Here is a 17,373-nt window from a genome sequence, read left to right as displayed (position 1 = left end):
ACTATTAATGCCTACTGCACTTAAATTTCGCACTGCTTTACTACACACTGCCCGTCTGATCAGTGATCAAGTCAATCAACTTCTCCTACCGTATCAACTCAATTACTCCCTGTGGCAAGTCATGTATGTGCTCCAACTCAAATACAGCTGCACCAGTATTGAAATTGCACACTATTTAAATGTGTCTAAGCCTGCCATTGCCAAACGCATTCATACCCTCAACCAACTTGGGCTGTTAGAGCAGTTAAACAGCGAGGATAAACGTGAGAAAAAACTCAGGTTAAATCAGCAAGGTCAAACGCTATTTACCCACTGTGCTAAACAGATTGACGAGCTTGAGCAACAGTGGTTAGAAGGTATCGATGCAAGTCAATTACAACATAGCCTAACTACTCTGCATACGCTGATTGCGCGTTTAGAAATGTCTGAACAAGGAGCGACTCATGTCTGAAGCACGATTATGGACGCGTAATTTTATTTTGGTCAGCGCCATTAACTTTTTTTTAGTGATGGTGTTTTATTTACTGGTCATTGTGATTGTGGGCTATGCAGTTACAGAATTACAGGCCTCTACGGCTGCCGCAGGCTTAATTTCTGGCTTGTTTATTGTCGGCACCTTGGTGGGACGTTTGGTGGTAGGTCAAGTACTGTTACGCTTTGGGCGTAAAACCACCATGCTGATTGGCTTAAGTGGCTTCTTTATCTTATCCTTGTTGTATTTTTTACCTGTTGGTGTCAGTGGCTTACTGGTGATTCGTTTTCTACATGGTTTTATGATGGGTTTGGCCTCTACAGTATTGGGTACTATCATTGCACAAATTCTGCCACCCACACGCCGTGGCGAAGGCATTGGCTATTTTAGTATGAGTAGCACCTTAGGCACCGCAATTGGCCCATTTGTCGCAATTTGGATGATGCTGCATTTAGGTTATAACGCCATTTTTGCTTTATCAAGTGGCTTTGCTCTCATGTGCCTTTTGATTGGTCTATGTTTAGCTGTCCCTGATGCGATTATTACTAGCAAAACTGCTGCTCATCGCCTTGATGAACCCAACGACTTCATCTCCAAAATCATAGAAAAAAAAGCGATTCCAATTGGGGTCGTGATTCTATTGGTGTCTAGCTGTTATTCAGGCGTGTTGTCTTATATTAATTTTTATGCCAAAGAAATTAACTTAGTCGAAACTGCCTCAGTATTTTTCTTAATGTATGCCGTGGCAATTTTAATTTCGCGACCATTTACTGGACCATTGATGGACCGTAAAGGTGAAAACATCATTATGTACCCTGCTTTTATCCTTATGGCCCTAGGTTTACTCACCTTAAGCCAAGTGGAAACAGCGACTGGCTTACTCTTGAGTGCCGCGTTACTCGGCTTAGGCTACGGTAATATTCAATCGGTTTGTCAAACCATTGCCATTAAAAGTACTGATTTGGCACGTATGGGCTTTGCTACCTCGACCTTCTTTATTTTTCTAGATGCTGGTTTAGGTTTTGGGCCTTATTTTTTAGGCTTGGCATTAAATCATATTGGCTATAGTCAATTATACCTGTATAGCGCAATTGCCAGTTTAGCTGCTATTGGCTTGTATTATGTACTACATGCACGGCATCTTAAGCCGAAACCGAACGGCTAAAACGACGGCGATATTCCAAGGGGCTAAGGCCAGTATGACGCCTAAATAACCGCCGAAATGAACTTGGATCTTGATAACCCACGGCGAGCATAATTTGGTCGATACTTTGCTCGGTTTGCTCTAAACGTTTTTGTGCCGCTTCCATCCGCATAGCCTGAATATAGCGATTAGGCGGCACATCAAGCGCAGCTTTAAAACGACGAATGAGCGTGCGTGTAGTCAGATTAAACTGTTGGGCTAAATCTTCTAAGGATATACTGTGCGCTAAATGTTCAGCTAAAAACTTTTGAATCTGTTGTACGAGTAAATCTTGATGCGGTTTGGAAATCCGAAATAACGCATAAGACAATTGACTCTCGCGCTGATAATCAATCACAAAAGATTTCGCCGTTTCAATAGCAATTTCAAAGCCATAAAAACGCTCAATAAAATGCAAGCCCAAGTCAAACCAAGCCAAACCACCGCCAGCACTATAAATATGACCATCACGGCTAATCATTTGTTCAGGTTGCAAATGAATATCGGGATAACGGGCACGAAACTCGCGTTCAAACCCCCAATGAGTAGTGGCAGTTTTACCATTTAAAATACCTGCCTCGGCTAAAAAAAAGCTGCCGGTACAATTACTGGCCAAACACACACCTTGCTGATGCATGCGTCGAATTAGCGTAATGAGATGGCTTTGCTGAGCCAAAATGGCTTCAATCGGACCACCAATGGTCGGAATCACCAACACATCTGGCTGTTGAATCTGGTGATACGCCATATGGGCCTGAATCTTTAATCCATTGATACAATGAATCATCCCGCCATCAGGTGAAGCCAATTTCACCTCAAATAGGCGCTGAATATGCTGTTGCTGAATACGATTCCAACTCACCCCAGATAAAGACAATAAATCCACAATACCTGTAATGGCGGATGCTAAAGCACCATCAAAGCCTGCCACCACCACTTTAATTTTATTATTTTGCATGCTTATGTCATTTTTCGCTTGTTTGCTGTCATTATGAACAATGTTGCTTGGCTTTGCATCTTTTTATACTCAGCACTAAAAACTAATAACGCTGGATCAAGCATGACACAACTGATTAATTGGAAAGATTTAAATTTTTTACTTTACGATGTTTTTCAAGCACAAAACTTAAGCCAATATACACGGTACCAAGCTTATGACCAACAGAGCTTTGACAGTATTTTAGACACGGCGCATAAAATTGCCGCACAACATTTTGCGCCGCACAATGCTAAAGCCGACCAACATGAACCTGAATTTGATGGTCAGCAGGTTAAAACCATTGCTGAGCTAAAAACGGCATGGCAGCATTTTGCCCAAGCAGGATTTATTGGAGCACAGCACGATGAAGCCTTAGGCGGTATGCAGCTGCCTAAATTGATTCATATGGCCGTAAAAGCGCTCTTTATGTCCGCCAATCCAAGCTCAGTCGCCTACCCTTTTTTAACTTCTGCCGCAGCCAATGTTATTCATGCTTTTGGTACAGATGAACAAAAACAACGCTTTTTACAACCGATGTTAGACGGTCGTTTTGCCGGCACTATGGTCTTAACCGAGCCTAATGTCGGTTCTTCTTTAGGTGATTTAACCACCAAAGCCACACCACACGGTGAGCATTATTTGATTAAAGGTCAAAAAATGTTTATTTCTGGTGGCGATCAAGATATTACCGAGAACATCGTGCATTTGGTGTTGGCACGTATTGAAGGTGCGCCAGACGGCGTTAAAGGCATTTCTTTATTTATCGTGCCTAAATTTTTAGTGAACCAAGATGGCAGTTTAGCTGAGCGTAATGATGTACAGTTGGCAGGCTTACTGCATAAAATGGGCTATCGTGGTACAACGTCTACCGTGCTGAATTTTGGTGAAAAAGACCAATGCTTAGGCTATTTAATTGATGAAGCCGGTCGTGGCTTAGGCTATATGTTTAAAATGATGAATGAAGCGCGGGTTGGTGTGGGACTCGGTGCTGCCATGATTGGTTATCGTGGCTATTTAGAATCATTACACTATGCTAAACAGCGTCCACAAGGTCGCTTACCAAGCGAAAAAAATGCGCATAGTCGCCCTGTCAATATTATTGAGCATAGTGATGTCAAACGGATGCTATTGGCGCAAAAAGCGTATGTAGAAGGCAGTTTAGCACTGTGCTTATTTGCTGCACGCCTCATTGATGATGCGCATGGCTTATCCTCTGAAGATCATCATATTTTACTCGATCTATTGACCCCGATTGTCAAATCGTTCCCCTCTGAATATGGCCCTAAAGCCAATGATTTGGCCATTCAAGTGCTTGGTGGAGCTGGTTATACCAAAGATTATCCAGTCGAACAGTGCTATCGTGACAATCGCCTCAATCCGATTCATGAAGGCACCACAGGTATTCAAGCTTTAGACTTATTGGCACGTAAATTATGGCAACATCAAGGTCGGGGGTTAGAGCTGTTATTAGCGCGTATTGAGCATACCTTAGGCCAAGTCAGTCATGCTGATCTTGTGCCACTGGCGGAGATTTTCCGCACTCATTTAACCACTGCCAAAAATACTACAACGACTTTAGGGCAGCATTTACACCAAGGTAATGTAGATTTAAGCCTTGCCAATGCCAGCCTATATTTAGATCTAATGGGCAAAGTGGTCATTGCTTGGTTATGGTTAGACATGGCCAATCATGCTGCACAGCGTTTTGCTTGCTCCACCCAACAAGAAGATGTTGATTTTTGGCAAGGCAAATTACACGCGGCTCGTTATTTTATCACTTGGGAATTACCGCAAATTGAACAACATGCTGCGATTTTAACCCGCTTTGATCGTACCTGTTTAGATATGCAAGCTGATTGGTTCTAATAAAAAGCCACTCAATTGAGTGGCTTTTTTGCTTTATGCACCAAACACTTTAAAGCGTGCAGCATCATCCATATAGGCTTTTTCTTTTGGTTCACCTTCAATTGAACCAAATACCAATTGTGCGCGTAGTTTCCAACTGCTTGGAATTTCCCATTCGGCATGCACTTGTGCATCAACCACTGGATTATAATGCTGTAAGGATGCACCTACACCTTCGCTATGCAATGCTGTCCATGTTGCAAATTGGGCAATTGCTGTTGAATGCTCTGCCCAAATCGGAAAGTTTTCTGCATAAGATGGGAAGCTGGCTTGCAAACTTGCCACAACATCTTGATCTTCAAAAAATAAAACTGTACCTACGCCTGCGGCAAAGCTATCCATTTTTGCATCAGTTTTGGCTGCGCCTTCTGCATCTTTGGCATAGGCTTTTAACGCTTCTTTTACAAAGTTCCAAAATTTTTCATGTTCTGCATGAAATAAAATCACGGCGCGTGATGACTGTGAATTAAATGAAGATGGACTTTGTTTAATGGCGTTTTGAATCAAATCAGTTAAATATGCTGGGCTATGTTGTACATTTTTACCAATGGCATAAATCGTACGACGTTGTTGAATTAAGTCTAAAAACTGATTTGACATAGAATTTTCCTGTTTGTTGTTAAAGTAAATATCTTTCAAGGCATTTTAACAAGCAAGCTTTGATATGAAAGCGCATGCTTGTATTTTTACCTGAAAAATTATGCAATTTTTATGCTAAAAAAATCCTCCGCATGGGAGGATTTTAGATAATTTAGATTTGTGCACTCAGCACGTTTTGTGACACATACGCTTTCCAAAGATCACGTAAGCTTGGTAAGTAGAATTTCTCACCCACTTCAACCAACTCAGCATCAATTAAAGTATGGATATGGTGCAACAATAAATAGTCTAATTCCATATTAGAGAGTTTTGGATTTTTTTGTGACCATTGTTTACGTTGCTGTTGCGCTTTTTTAACTAATTGATCTGCAAAGTTTTTATTTTTAAATTGTGCAATCGCGCTTAAACGTAATTCAACCACACCCCAACCACTCAATAGTAGTTTAAAGATTTCAAAATCTTTGCTGGTGGATTCCCATGTCATTTCTTCTAGGTTTTCGTTATCTGGTAATACAGGTAAAATCAGTTCCATGACACTTGGGAAAATCTTTTTAAAATTGAGAATAAATTTAACAGGATGTTCACCCGGATAATCCTTAAATTGTACTTGTTTACGAACATCTGTTAAATAAATAGAAAGCATTGAGAGAACCTGTAAGTAAGATGCTATTTTTCATAAATTTATTTTAAAGCATGGAAAAACGATGCAAAATAAAAATAAAATAGCAGTAAAAAACGAAGTGTATTTTAGCAACTATGACAATTTATTCAATGTTGTTTCCAATTATCACTTATTCTTGATAAAGCATCATCAAAATAATATTTTTATAGGTTAAGCTTATGATTGATTATCTTCAAAAGTATAGCGGTGCTATACAGGCAATTGTTGCTATATTGAATCTAGTAATTATTGCCATATTAAGCTTCAGAGGTTTTCAATTACAGAAAAAGAGCTCATCTCTTGAAGCTTATTCAGCATTACAATATGAAATTATGATGTGTTTTAACGAGTTAGAAAAATCAATCCAATATTTTGAAAAATCTGATCGAGAAAATTCTCAATATTTGTACAACTTGTCGAACGAAACCAATATTGACCATGAAAACGATGAACATATAAATCTTTCAAATAATATTGCAGAAGATTTGAGTGAGATCTTAAAGAATCTACATTGCATTAGGGATAAAGTGCAGCAGCTTTCCTTAAAATCCAATAAAAACAGTATAAAGATTGAAGATTTGACCGAAAAATTGACGAAAATCTGCGCATTCAAAATCGCTTTAATCAACCAAAATCCTAGTCGTGAATATCAAGAGCATACCAAGGGTGCGCTCGCCACATGGATAGATGCTCCTGAAGTTCGCTATTCAGATGCATATCAAAACACTATGAATAATATAAGAAATCTTAAAAAAATATTACAAGATATGAAGTAGCAGCATATACATTGGTGATTGATTTTTTCTAATGTAAAGAATCAGCTGCTATTACATAACAGCTGATTCAGTTCAAACATTTTCAATCACTTTACATTTGGTGCAACCATTTCTTCAGGTTTTACCACAGCATCAAATTGCTCTTCCGTCACTAAATTGAGTTCAACTGCAACTTGCTTTAAAGTTTTACCTTCTTTATAAGCCGTTTTAGCCACTTTAGCGGCATTTTCATAACCAATTACAGGATTTAATGCAGTCACCAACATCAGTGAGTTATGTAAGAAATGATCAATTTTGTCACGGTTTGGTTCAATACCCACCGCACAGTGCTCATTAAAGCTATTACACGCATCACCTAATAACTGAATCGATTGTAATAAGTTATGGGCAATCACAGGCATAAATACATTCAGCTCAAAGTTACCAGAAGCCCCCGCAATATTGATCGTGGTGTCATTACCCAAGACTTGTGCCACTACCATCGTCATAGCTTCGCTTTGAGTTGGGTTGACTTTACCTGGCATAATACTTGAACCTGGTTCATTTTCAGGAATACGAATTTCACCAAAACCACAGCGCGGGCCACTGGCTAACCAACGAATATCATTGGCAATTTTATTTAAACTTGCCGCAAGGGTTTTTAAAGCACCTGAAGCAAATACCGCAGCATCACGCCCTGCCAAAGCTTCAAATTTATTGGGTGCAGTGACAAAAGGTAAACCGGTTAAAGTTGCCAATTGCGCTGCAGCCTTGACTGCATAGTCAGGATGCGCATTTAGCCCCGTACCTACCGCAGTACCACCAAGCGGTAATTCGTATAAGCCTTCTAATGCTTGGTTTAGGCGTTTTAAACTATGATCAAGCTGTGATACATAGCCACTAAATTCTTGACCTAAGGTGAGTGGCGTTGCATCTTGTAAATGAGTACGACCAATTTTTACAATATCATTAAATTCTTGCGCTTTCGCATCTAGGGTATTGCGTAGCGCTGTCACCGCAGGAATCAATAATTCGTTGATTTGTAAACTTGCTGCCACATGAATGGCAGTAGGAAAGGAATCATTGGTCGACTGGGCACGATTGACATGATCATTTGGATGCACAGGATTTTGAGAACCTAAAGTATTACCGAGTTTCTGGTTAGCAATATTGGCAATCACTTCGTTACAGTTCATGTTGCTTTGCGTACCTGAACCAGTTTGCCAAACCACAAGCGGGAATTGACTGTCCCACTGCCCTGCAATCACCTCTTCAGCAGCATCCACAATATAAGTGGCAAGCTGTTCAGGCATTTGTGCTAACGCTGCGTTGGTTTGTGCCGCTGCTTTTTTGACTAAGCCCATCGCACGAATCATTGGACGCGGCAAACGCTCATTACCAATCTTAAAGTTTTGTAGACTACGCTGTGTTTGTGCGCCCCACATGGCTTCGCTTGGTACTTCAACCTCACCCATCGTGTCATGTTCAATACGTGTCGACATGTTCAACCTCTGTTTTTTCAATTATTGGCTTTAGCACAACCCGTATGCTATGGCTGGAAAATTTATTCTAATGTAAGCTTAAAGTTTAGTAAATGATAATTATTTACATTACTGACCATTGAGGACATTTTGATAAAATTCCCACTGATCCTGAATCATGTCTTTAAGGCTATGTTCAGCTGTCCAACCTAAGATGTGTTGTGCTTTGCTTGACTGACTGCCCAATTCGGCAATTTCACTTTCACTATGCGCAATTGCGGTCTGTACAGGAATAGGTTTTTGAGTCACTTCTGCTACTTGATCTAGCAATTGCTGAATAGATACCACATCCCCGGCAATATTAAACGCTTCACAGACATTATGCTGTTGGAATAACCATTTTAAGCTAGCAATCACGGCACGACTGGCATCCATGACATGTAAAAAACTCCGCTCTACAGTATGGTCTTGGGTGACAGCATCTTGACGTAGTTCAACAAGATCTCGCTGTTCGGCCGCAACTTGTAAAGCCAATGGTAAAATATTTTTAGGTAATGGTGCGATAATTTCACCTAACACTCCATTACCAAATGCACCCGCAACATTCCCCAAACGTAAAATGGCAATTTTCCATTCACTGTCTGTGGCAAAGGTATCTTGAATGATTTGTTCAATCATTTGCTGGGATTTAATATAAGGGTTTGGGAAATTATAATGAATGGGGGTATCTTCATCTAAGCTTAAACTGGATTGACCATAGACAGTAAGGCTTGATAAATGCACTAAATTACGTACACCAGTGCGTTGCATAGCACGCAATAAACTCATGATACAACTGACATTATCATTATAATATTCCAGCGGTTTGAGCGCAGACTCATGCAAGGATTTAAAACCTGCACAATGTACAACAGCATCAATTGAATATTGTTCAAAGACTTTATTCAAGGCAGGCGTATTTCGGATATCCACCTTAACAAAAGGTACAAACATGCCCGAACTATATTCAAGACGTTGTAAAATTTGCATATTGGCATTGGAAAGATTATCCACAATGACCACTTCTTGGCCTTGCGCCATAAGGCTTAATGCAATGTGGGAGCCAATAAAGCCTAAACCACCCGTCACTAAAATCATTGTATACTACCTTTTTGTTATGAAGTCTAAAGTCCCGTGGGGGACAATGAGATGCCATGTCTACTTTATTACTGATTACCTCCGCTCCAAGCACTATCCACGCTTGGCATGCGCTCGGTCTGGCTCAAGCCTTACAGGAAAAACAGCACAATTTTCGTGTATTTTTCTATCAAGATGGTGTTTATGTAGCTAACACGTTGCAATGGCAACCTGATGATCAACGCAACTTAAGTCAAGAATGGCAAAAGTTGGGTATTCGTTTACCAGTATGCGTAAGTGCAGCTTTAGCACGTGGTATTACCGATCCTGAAAATGCTAAGCGACATCAGCTTGAACAACATAACCTAGCAGCTCATTTTGAGTTGGTGGGATTAGGTGAACTGGCTGACGCTGTACAAAGTGCAGAGCGCATTCTTCAATTCTAAGTGGTTATTTTTGCAACATTGTTGCGTTTAAAAAGGTAAATTGTGTGAAATCTGTATTGGTTATTTTAAACCATCCCAATTTAAGCAGTCTGCAAGTGCATGAAAGCTTAGCCGCCACCATGGTTTTAGCCACCTTTGGCTGTGAGGTAAAGGTGTTACTACAAGATGCTGCCTTAAGCTTATTAAAATCCGATCTCAGCTTTGATAGACTCAAACATGCTTTTAAAGTGGCCTCTAATATGGTTGATAGCTTTGAGTTTTATGACTTGAGCCCAATTTTAATATCGCGTGAGCAGGCTACCAACCCATTTGTTGTTCATGCGCAACAAGAACTACAAGTGATTGATTTTAATGCTGAGTTTTTAGCTCAATTTCAACATGTGCTGTATTGGTAAGGTAAAACATCATGTCAAATTGTTTGTATTTGATTCAATCTGATTATGCAGCAACTGAACGCGCTCTAACTCAGTTGCAGTGCATCTATCAGCAAGGTGATGCGGTTGTAATTATGGGTGATGCGGTACTTCAAGCTCAAAGTTTTAGGTTTAGCCAAGCCTATATTTTAGAACACGATGCACACATGTTGACGGCTATGCCTGAGCAAATCCAGGTTTTGTCTTATGCTGAGTTTGCAGATTTAAGTTTAAGTTATCAACGTTGTATACGCTTTAAATAAACGAGTGAAATTATGAGTTTAGCTTTAGACCAAGATGGTCATTTAGTTGATTATACTGTGTGGAATGAACAAGTTGCGCAAGAATTAGCACAAACGCTAGAACTTGAGTTAACCGCTTGGCATTTTGAAGTTTTACATGCAGTGCGCGCTTTTTATCAACAATTTGGTCATTCGCCTGCAACTCGCCCCTTGATTAAATTTTTAATGAAAACAGTGAGTCCTGAGATTGATAATGCCCTATTACAAGCTCGTTTTAACACTGGACTAGTGGCACGTCATTTAAGTCGTTTGGCCGGGGTGCCTAAACCTGCCAATTGTTTATAAGCAAGTGGGCCAATCTTGAGGTTGGCGCTCATGCAATATGCTCTTTTAAGGTGCTTTTTTCTGAGTCATCGTATCATGACAATGCAGCAAAATTCTAAAACGCATTATCGTTTAGGTGCCCATTTGGTGGTGAAACACTTAGGCTATTCTCATCATGGTATTTATGCTGGGCGTGGTCGTGTCATTCATTATTCAGGTTTTGCTCATCTTTTTAAGAAACATCCGATTGAGATCACTACTTTGCAACATTTTAGTCGTGGCAAAAAAATTCATATTCAGCATTATCAACAGCCTAAATATCAAGGGCGTAAAGTGGTTAGGCGCATGCGTTCACGTATGCACGAAAATAATTACCATCTCATCATTAACAATTGTGAACATTTATGCACTTGGGCCATTACAGGGGTGGAAAGTAGCCCACAAGTGGTAATGATGATGAATCGTCTTACCACCATTGGCTACATTAGTTCGATTTTGAGCTATATGAACGGTATGCTCTTGACCATTACCACCACCTGCTTTGCTTTGGTGTTGTATATTAAAAAAAAGCTCCGTGATAAAGCCAAAGCAATGAATGCATTAAAACAACATAAATAAAAAATCACTGTATATCAAAGCATTATAAGAAAATGAAAATGATATTTCACTTTAAATAGGCAAATTTTTAGCTTCTGTGTCAATCGAATTAAATTGCGCAACTGGTAGCTTATATGCAAAAGATTGATGCGATGTTGAACATGGCCTATTTTTGTTATAGTAACACTCCTTGACCGCGCATTCCTTTTAGTTGTTATGTTGTCTTTTCGTCCTGCCCAAGCACATGTGATTGCCTTATCTAGAGGTCAACACGCTTGCCTTGCACCTGCGGGGAGCGGCAAAACAGCCATTTTAACTGAGCGCATTTATCAGGCCTTGCAACAAGGCATAGCGCCAGCACAGATGCTGTGCTTAACCTTTACCAATCGTGCTGCTTTAAATATGCGCGCTCAGATTGAACAACGTTTAGGACAACTGCCACAGAACTTGTTTATTGGTAATTTACATCGCTATTGTTTTATGCGCCAGCAGCAGCAAAAACAGCCAGCAGGCTTAATGCAAAGCGCTTTGCAACAAAAATTGTTACAGCAAAGTATGCACCAGCTTAATTATTTATTAAGTCAGTCTTTCTCGTATATTCAAGCAGAGTTTTTTAGCTGTTATCAACAGTTTAACTTAGATGCTACAGCCATTTTAAGCTTTGATCAGTCGCAGATTGAACATGCTCAACAAGCCATTTTTGCCCATAAAGCTTATCATGCATGGCAAATTGAAAAAATTCGCTGCCTTATTTTACCGCTGCTTTGCTCAGCTAGTGCTTTACTCAATCTACAGCATAAACAGTCTATTTGGCAGCAACTAAAATGTTTAGATGAAAATATTGCTGCTGATGACATTCATCTCGCCTTGGCTTGTGCGGTGTATGTACAGGCCCAATATCAGGAGCTCAAACACTATTATCAAGTCCAAGATTATGATGATTTATTGTTACAGCAACTCATTCGACAAGCAACAGCGCCTACTCAGCAGTATAGCTGGCTACAAATTGATGAAGTACAGGATTTATCTCCACTGCATTGGTTGTTTATTGATTATTTAAAAGCACCCGACGCTCACCTAGTACTATTAGGTGATGTAGATCAGTCGATTTATCGTTTTCTAGGTGCCTCGATTGAAGTCACCACCCAACGCTTGGGTCAGCAGGCTTATCATTTGCTGGAGAATTTTCGTAATCCTGAAAATCTAGTTGACTTAAGCAATGCCTATCGGCAAGCTCATTTCAGCAAGCAATTTTTTATTGCAGCGCAAGCCACTCAAGCTGCAGATCCATCTGCCCTCATACATATACAGCGTGAATTTGATGATCAACAGTATGCTGCGATTTTTGAGATTTTAGCCCAAGCCTGCCACGATCAGCACACCAGTGCAGTTTTATGCCACAGCAATCAACAGGTTCAAGCATTCTCCCAACAGCTGCAGCAGCAAGGTATTACACATTTTTGTGTCACCCAACATGATTTACTCAGCCGCCCTATCTATTTAGATTTTATCGCGTTTTGGCGCTGTTTAATCAGCCAAAATGATCAGGCTGCTTGGGCACGTATGCTTTGGCATTTTGGCAATATCGAAATGCATCCGCCACGGCATTTGGCTCACTTAGATGCAGAACTCGCAGCGATTAAATTACAACATGATTTAAAACATTATGGTTTAACGCTACAGGATTTTCAGCAGGTGCCCGATGGCTTTGCCTCTCAACATGAGCTGTTTTTATATCTGTATCAACAACAGCAACTGCTATTTATTGATACTGAAACCACAGGCCTCAATCCAACGCAAGATGACGTTATTCAAATTGCAGCCTTTAACTCAGAACAGGAATTAGACCTCTATTGCCATAGCCAACAAGACTTAAGCCAAAGCCAAAAAATTCATCAGATTAGTGCGGTGCTGTTACAACAGCACGCACAGGATTTTTCTATACAAATTAAAAAGCTACTTGATCAAAGCGAACCGTATGCCTTAATTGCACATCATCTGCACTTTGATGATCAAATGCTGATTGAAAACTTAAAACGCTATGCACCTGATGTACTGCCAAAGTATCTACAGCGTATAAAATTTTGCTCACTGCAATTGATGCGGCAACTGTATCCACATTTAAGTTCGTATAAGCTAGGAGATTTACTCAATACCTTTCAACTCCAAGGCATCAATAGCCATAATGCTTTAGATGATGTGAAAGCAGGTTTTAATCTATTGCCGATGATTGCCCATAAAATAACTGAAAATCAGCAGGCGATGGTAGGTTTATATCAGCGTAGTCAAACTTGCTTAGAACACTTTAATATCAAGTTTAGTCCTTTATTTAAAGCCGCCCAGTACTATCTATCCAAGCATAGTTTCAATCTTGAGGCGCTCATGGATTTATTTTTTGATTATGTTCAGCAGCATTTACCCCATCTCTATGCACAATATGAGCCATCTGAACGCAAGCAACTACAAGATAAACTTGGCCGACATAGTCAACTGCACTTTGCATCCTTACGTAGCTTAAGTGACTGGCAAAAAGCCTTAGATTTCTACCAAAATGCCAAAGAGTCAGATTTAATTACCCACAATGACTATGTGATTGTCAGCACCATGCATCGTGCGAAAGGATTAGAGTTTGATCAGGTTATTTTGCCTGATTTAGTTGACCGTTATTTTCCGAGTTATCCAGTTATTAAAAAATTACACTCTCCTGATCCATTACATCAACAAGAGGGGTTACACCTCTTCACTGAGCAACAGCGTTTACTTTATGTTGCCATCACTCGGGCCAAGTCTAAATTAATCATCACAAGCTTTCGTAAAAAGCGTAGCGAACAGCGCTATGCCAAAGCCCATACGTACCAAATCACTCCATTTTTAGCCGAGTTTCAGTCACGTTTTAAAGCCATATAAAAAAAGCCCAACCGAAGTTGAGCTTTTAAAGGTCTTGTTGAAGTTAAACTTGAGCCACCACATTCAAACAGAATATGCCTGTGTTGTAGAGTCGATTATTTAGCCGGTTTAAAGCTATCTTTTAAATCTAAAATGCGGTTAAACACTGGTTTTTCGCTGCTGTGATCATGTTGATCCGCCACGAAGTAACCTTCACGTTCAAATTGAAAACGATCTTCAGGCTGTGCGGTCGCCAAAGCAGGTTCCACAATCGCTTCAACCACTTTGAGTGATTCAGGGTTTAAGTTATCCAAGAAATCATCACCCACTTCTGGGTCTGCTTCTGTAAACAAACGATCATAAATACGCACTTCTGCTTTTACACCTTTTGTCGCAGATACCCAGTGGATCACACCTTTCACTTTACGACCTTCAGGATTTTTACCTAAAGTGGCTGGGTCAATCGAACATTTCAGCTCAATCACTTCACCATTTTCATCTTTAATCACTTCGTCACATTTAATCACGTACGCGTGACGTAAACGAACTTCACCGCCCGGAATTAAACGTTTAAAGCCTTTTGGTGCCACTTCTTCAAAGTCTTTACGATCAATAAAGATTTCTTGGGTCAATGGAATAATACGTTCGCCCATATCCACATTTGGATGACGTGCATGAACCAAATCCATCGCTTCTGGTAGATTGGTTAAAGTCACTTTCAGTGGATTGAGTACCGCCATACCACGTGCCGCAGTATTTTCTAAAGACTGACGGATACAGAATTCAAGCATCGCCACATCAACAATACTGCCATCAACTTTAGTGACACCAACACGCTTACAGAAGTCACGTAAGCCTTCAGGAGTAAAACCACGGCGACGCATACCGACAACCGTTGGCATACGTGGGTCGTCCCACCCTTGTACATAACCACCTTCCACTAAACGACGTAATTTACGCTTAGAGGTAATGGTATAATCTACATTTAGACGGCTAGATTCGTACTGACGTGGTACCGATGGTGATTGTACTTTTGCCACAACCCAATCATAGAATGGACGGTGATCGACAAATTCTAAAGTACACAATGAATGGGTAATGCCTTCAATCGCATCTGATAATGGATGCGCATAGTCGTACATTGGGTAAATTTTCCACGTATCGCCCGTTTGGTGATGCTCGGAATGCAAAATACGGTACATAATTGGGTCACGCATATGTACGTTTGGTGACGTCATGTCAATTTTAGCACGTAAGACCGCTTGACCTTCTGCATATTCACCACTGCGCATTTTTTCAAAACGCTCAAGGTTTTCTTCTACACTGGCATCACGTTGCGGAGAGTTTTTACCTGGTTCAATAAAGTTACCACGGTTTAACTTAATTTCTTCCGGGCTTTGTAAATCCACATAGGCATCACCTTGCTTAATCAGCTGAATCGCCCATGTATAGAGTTGATCAAAATAGCTTGATGCATAACGTGGTGCGCCATCCCAGTTAAAGCCTAACCATTTTACATCGTTAGCAATCCCATCTACATATTCTTGTTCTTCAGCATCTGGGTTAGTGTCGTCAAAACGTAAGTTACATGCACCACCAAACTCTTCCGCAATACCAAAGTTTAAGCAGATGGCTTTCACGTGACCAATATGTAAGTAACCATTTGGCTCAGGTGGAAAACGCGTCACCACTTTTTGCGTACGCCCCTCAGCTAAGTCGTCAGTAATGACTTGACGTACAAAGTCTAAGCCTGGCTGTTGTTCTTGCTGCGCAGCATCGACTGAGGCATTGGTATTTGGCAGAGACGCAACAACATCATTTGGCTTCATAACAGTAAAATCACTTCTAAAATAAAAAATTAGGATAATTAAAACGCGTTTTCCAGTTTTTCACAAAGAAAATCACGTTTTTTGCTTGCTATGTAGTTTACAGTTTGCTTATGCTTCTCTCAACCAAAAAACCCATGGCTTTAGTGTCCATGTTTAGGAGATTACCCAATGAGTTTTCCTCAAGTTGAATTAAACACCAATAAAGGCCGTATTGTTCTTGAACTGAATACAGAAAAAGCACCAAAAACTGCTGAAAACTTTTTACAGTACGTACGTGACGGTTTCTATGACGGCGTAATTTTCCACCGTGTGATTGATGGTTTCATGGTCCAAGGCGGCGGCATGGACGAAAACTTCAAAGAAAAAGCAACACGTGATGCAATTGAAAACGAAGCAGATAACGGCTTAAGCAATGACATCGGTACCATTGCAATGGCACGTACGCAAGCACCTCATTCTGCTTCTGCACAATTCTTCATCAACGTATCTAACAATACATTCTTAAACCACACTGGCAAAACTGCACAGGGCTGGGGTTATGCTGTATTTGGTAAAGTAGTTGAGGGTATGGACGTTGTCAACGAAATTAAAGGCGTTCGCACAGGCAACCGTGGCTACCACGCTGACGTTCCTCTAGAAAACGTTGTGATTGAATCTGCAAAAATCATTTCTGAATAAGAATCCCTCCCGACCTCCCTTTATGAAAGGGAGGAGAAGTCCCTCTTTGATAAAGAGGGATTTAGGGAGATTCAAAGGAATCGATTGTGACCTATCTGTTTATCGCTGATTTACATTTGTCACCTGAACACCCTCGACTCATTCGAGGGTTTTTGGCTTTATTGAACCAGTATCAAGATCAACATACCCAACTATATATTTTAGGTGATTGGTTTAATGCGTGGATTGGTGATGACAATCCTGCACCATGGCTCAATGACATTGTGAGCGCCTTAGAAAAATTTCATCAACAAGGCAATCAAGTCTACTTCTTGGTGGGCAATCGTGATTTTGCTTTAGGACAGAAGTTTCTGGATCAGTTTCATGGCATTTTGTTAAACGATATTCATCATATTCAAGTGAATAAGCAACGGATTCGTTTAGAACACGGCGACGGTTTATGTACCGATGATGTCTCCTATCAACGCTTTAAAAGAATTATCCGCAATCCGCTTTTGCTTAGGCTATTAAAAGCCACGCCTTTAAGTTTTAGACAAAAACTCGCCAATGGTTTTCGTAAAAAAAGTCAACAAGCCAATCAAGTGAAAAGCTATAGCGTGATGGATGTTAACCTGCAGACCGTCGAACTTGCCTTACAAGAGGTCGATGTGCTGATTCATGGTCATACCCATCGTCCGAATATTCATGATGTAGAGGGTAAACCGCGTATTGTACTCGGTGATTGGCGTGAAAATAGCGCGCAAATTTTGGTTATCAATGACACTAAGTCAGACTGGCAACTATCAGAATTTAAATACTAAAAAAGC

Annotated in this window: 18 protein-coding genes; 12 read left to right on the top strand and 6 right to left on the bottom strand. The window is 40.4% G+C overall.

The features are described from left to right. Window positions 1–7 precede the first annotated feature (7 nt). Entirely contained in the window at window positions 8–451 is a 444-nt protein-coding gene (locus tag AC5YCD_RS06045; protein WP_496129163.1) for a MarR family winged helix-turn-helix transcriptional regulator, read from the top strand. Continuing rightward, the gene (locus AC5YCD_RS06040) at window positions 444–1,637 is read left to right on the top strand and encodes an MFS transporter (RefSeq protein WP_496129162.1); all 1,194 of its coding nucleotides are present in this window, start codon (window positions 444–446) and stop codon (window positions 1,635–1,637) included. Before AC5YCD_RS06045 ends, AC5YCD_RS06040 begins: the two co-directional genes overlap by 8 nt. Here AC5YCD_RS06040 and AC5YCD_RS06035 read toward each other — a convergent pair. Then, window positions 1,615–2,613, bottom strand: coding sequence for a GlxA family transcriptional regulator (locus tag AC5YCD_RS06035; protein ID WP_496129161.1), 999 nt, complete (start codon window positions 2,611–2,613; stop codon window positions 1,615–1,617). The two genes, AC5YCD_RS06040 and AC5YCD_RS06035, sit on opposite strands and share 23 nt — an antisense overlap. A 102-nt stretch (window positions 2,614–2,715) precedes the next feature. On the opposite strand from AC5YCD_RS06035, the gene AC5YCD_RS06030 reads away from it, so the two are divergent. Beyond that, on the top strand, window positions 2,716–4,500 hold the full coding sequence (locus AC5YCD_RS06030; protein WP_496129160.1) for an acyl-CoA dehydrogenase family protein: 1,785 nt from the start codon (window positions 2,716–2,718) through the stop codon (window positions 4,498–4,500). 33 nt (window positions 4,501–4,533) lie between these two features. Here the strand turns inward: AC5YCD_RS06030 and AC5YCD_RS06025 are convergent, their stop codons facing one another. Then, window positions 4,534–5,139: a nitroreductase family protein gene (locus AC5YCD_RS06025; RefSeq protein ID WP_496129159.1), complete on the bottom strand. Its 606-nt coding sequence runs from the start codon at window positions 5,137–5,139 to the stop codon at window positions 4,534–4,536. Window positions 5,140–5,290: 151 nt separating this feature from the next. Then, the gene (locus AC5YCD_RS06020; RefSeq protein ID WP_496129157.1) at window positions 5,291–5,782 is read right to left on the bottom strand and encodes a hypothetical protein; all 492 of its coding nucleotides are present in this window, start codon (window positions 5,780–5,782) and stop codon (window positions 5,291–5,293) included. Between the two features lie 197 nt (window positions 5,783–5,979). On the opposite strand from AC5YCD_RS06020, the gene AC5YCD_RS06015 reads away from it, so the two are divergent. After that, window positions 5,980–6,576, top strand: coding sequence for a hypothetical protein (locus AC5YCD_RS06015; protein ID WP_496129156.1), 597 nt, complete (start codon window positions 5,980–5,982; stop codon window positions 6,574–6,576). An 86-nt stretch (window positions 6,577–6,662) separates the two neighbouring features. Here AC5YCD_RS06015 and fumC read toward each other — a convergent pair whose 3' ends face one another. Together fumC and AC5YCD_RS06005 are read right to left on the bottom strand one after the other, a co-directional pair. Beyond that, on the bottom strand, window positions 6,663–8,057 hold the full coding sequence (gene fumC / locus AC5YCD_RS06010; RefSeq protein ID WP_496129155.1) for a class II fumarate hydratase: 1,395 nt from the start codon (window positions 8,055–8,057) through the stop codon (window positions 6,663–6,665). A gap of 108 nt (window positions 8,058–8,165) precedes the next feature. Continuing rightward, the gene (locus AC5YCD_RS06005; RefSeq protein ID WP_496129154.1) at window positions 8,166–9,173 is read right to left on the bottom strand and encodes an NAD-dependent epimerase/dehydratase family protein; all 1,008 of its coding nucleotides are present in this window, start codon (window positions 9,171–9,173) and stop codon (window positions 8,166–8,168) included. A 56-nt stretch (window positions 9,174–9,229) separates the two neighbouring features. Here AC5YCD_RS06005 and tusD point away from each other — a divergent pair, with 56 nt between their 5' ends. The 6 genes from tusD to AC5YCD_RS05975 all read left to right on the top strand — a co-directional run bounded on the left by tusD (window position 9,230) and on the right by AC5YCD_RS05975 (window position 14,081). Next, complete coding sequence (gene tusD, locus AC5YCD_RS06000; RefSeq protein ID WP_496129153.1) at window positions 9,230–9,598, top strand: sulfurtransferase complex subunit TusD; 369 nt, start codon at window positions 9,230–9,232, stop codon at window positions 9,596–9,598. A gap of 44 nt (window positions 9,599–9,642) precedes the next feature. Further along, complete coding sequence (locus AC5YCD_RS05995) at window positions 9,643–9,993, top strand: hypothetical protein (protein ID WP_496129152.1); 351 nt, start codon at window positions 9,643–9,645, stop codon at window positions 9,991–9,993. An 11-nt stretch (window positions 9,994–10,004) separates the two neighbouring features. After that, window positions 10,005–10,274, top strand: coding sequence for a hypothetical protein (locus tag AC5YCD_RS05990; RefSeq protein ID WP_496129151.1), 270 nt, complete (start codon window positions 10,005–10,007; stop codon window positions 10,272–10,274). Between the two features lie 12 nt (window positions 10,275–10,286). Next, entirely contained in the window at window positions 10,287–10,598 is a 312-nt protein-coding gene (locus tag AC5YCD_RS05985) for a TusE/DsrC/DsvC family sulfur relay protein (protein WP_496129150.1), read from the top strand. A gap of 81 nt (window positions 10,599–10,679) precedes the next feature. Continuing rightward, window positions 10,680–11,195: a lecithin retinol acyltransferase family protein gene (locus AC5YCD_RS05980; RefSeq protein ID WP_496129215.1), complete on the top strand. Its 516-nt coding sequence runs from the start codon at window positions 10,680–10,682 to the stop codon at window positions 11,193–11,195. A 195-nt stretch (window positions 11,196–11,390) separates the two neighbouring features. Then, complete coding sequence (locus AC5YCD_RS05975) at window positions 11,391–14,081, top strand: 3'-5' exonuclease (RefSeq protein ID WP_496129149.1); 2,691 nt, start codon at window positions 11,391–11,393, stop codon at window positions 14,079–14,081. 95 nt (window positions 14,082–14,176) lie between these two features. On the opposite strand, the gene AC5YCD_RS05970 is transcribed toward AC5YCD_RS05975, so the two are convergent. Further along, complete coding sequence (locus AC5YCD_RS05970; protein ID WP_496129148.1) at window positions 14,177–15,889, bottom strand: glutamine--tRNA ligase/YqeY domain fusion protein; 1,713 nt, start codon at window positions 15,887–15,889, stop codon at window positions 14,177–14,179. Between the two features lie 168 nt (window positions 15,890–16,057). On the opposite strand from AC5YCD_RS05970, the gene AC5YCD_RS05965 reads away from it, so the two are divergent. Then, window positions 16,058–16,567 (top strand): peptidylprolyl isomerase, encoded by a 510-nt coding sequence (locus AC5YCD_RS05965; RefSeq protein ID WP_496129147.1) that lies wholly within the window; start codon window positions 16,058–16,060, stop codon window positions 16,565–16,567. Window positions 16,568–16,653: 86 nt separating this feature from the next. Next, window positions 16,654–17,367: a UDP-2,3-diacylglucosamine diphosphatase gene (locus AC5YCD_RS05960; RefSeq protein WP_496129146.1), complete on the top strand. Its 714-nt coding sequence runs from the start codon at window positions 16,654–16,656 to the stop codon at window positions 17,365–17,367. Window positions 17,368–17,373 lie beyond the last annotated feature (6 nt).

This window comes from Acinetobacter sp. CY05 (assembly GCF_059515805.1).
This window is presented reverse-complemented; position numbering and strand designations above follow the sequence as displayed.